Annotated in this window: 1 protein-coding gene and 1 pseudogene; both read left to right on the forward strand. The window is 38.7% G+C overall.

Features of this window, described 5'->3' with window-relative positions; translation table 11 throughout:
* Positions 1-918: TadA family conjugal transfer-associated ATPase (locus BUB32_RS12515; protein ID WP_072969641.1), on the forward strand; the 918-nt coding region annotated here is incomplete at its 5' end.
* Between the two features lie 2 nt (positions 919-920).
* A pseudogene (locus BUB32_RS12520) lies at positions 921-1334 on the forward strand (type II secretion system F family protein); the annotation flags it as partial.

Below are 1334 nucleotides of genomic sequence, written 5' to 3' on the forward strand. Positions count from 1 at the left end.
CTTAAGGACCCGGAAGTTACGGACATACATGTGAACGGCACAAAGATAATGTACAAAAAAGCAGGAGTAAAAATAAATGCAGAAGAAGAGTTTCCCAATGAGCAGGCTGTGAGGGTCATACAGGACAGAATCCTTGCGCCTTTAAATAAATCAATCAACATAGCCAATCCTTCACAGGATGCGGAGCTTTATGACGGATCCAGAGCTCTTTTAGTTATACCTCCTGAATCTGATAAGCCTGTTATAATTATCAGGAAGCATAATCTGTTAAATGTGCCTTTGAAAGAGCTTGCGAAGACAACAGTAGGGCTTACAGAAGACATGCAGGAGTACTTCAAGAAGGCGGTAAAAGAGAGAAAAAACATCATGGTCGCAGGAGAAACAGGCGCAGGAAAGACGACTTTTATTAACTCTTTAGGCTTTGAAATTCAGGAAAAGCACGTTGTTGCAGTTTTAGAGGATACAAGAGAGATTAAGCTTCACATACCATATGTTTACTACTTCAAGACAAGAAAAGGCACTGCAGAGGCAAAGGATGTGACCTACTCTGACATCTTGAAAGACTGCCTTAGGGCGGATCCGGACAGAATCATTTTGACTGAGATAAGGACACCTGAAAGTGCCTATGAGCTCATACACGTTTTAAACAGCGGTCATAGAGGCTCTATGACAACAATACATGCAAATTCCTGTCTTGATGCTCTTTTGAGGCTTGAAATGTTAATACAGGAGTTTAAGAATTTAGATTACAGAATTATACGAAAGCTTATTTCAAGGGCTGTTGATATTATTGTATTTTTAAGGCTTGCTGAGGACGAAAAAGGAAACCTAAAAGGAAGAGAGCTTGCTGAGGTGGTTGAAATTGAAGGCATAGATGAAAATGGAGACTATATTTTAAAGCATGTGGTAGGTGACTAAAGATGGCAGTCTCTTTTCTGTTTGGAGCTGCTGTTTTTATGGTGGTAGTTCTTTTATACAGCATTAAAGAAAATAGAAGGCTTAAGCTTAAAAGAAGGCTTGAGAGGCATTTAGTGGTTCCTCAAAAAAATGAGCTCAGCATAACAAGTTTGTTTGGTTTAAGGAGCTTTATTGAAAAGTTAGACAAAAAGCTTCAAAAAAGCGGTATTAAATCGGATGCAGAAGAGGTATTCTTATGGTTTGTGCTTTTTTCTATTGTGTCAGCCTTATTTCTAAGCTTGAAGGGTTTCACCTTACTTGGTCTATCACTTCCTGTTATGCTCTACTACCTTTTAGATTATGTTCTTGACTACTTGGGAAGAAGGAGAATAAGAAAGACTGAGGAGCAGTTTAGAGATTTTGTTAAAATGCTCGGT

Origin of the sequence: Thermoanaerobacter uzonensis DSM 18761 (assembly GCF_900129115.1) — a bacterium.
Classification (GTDB): Bacteria; Bacillota; Thermoanaerobacteria; order Thermoanaerobacterales; family Thermoanaerobacteraceae; genus Thermoanaerobacter; species Thermoanaerobacter uzonensis.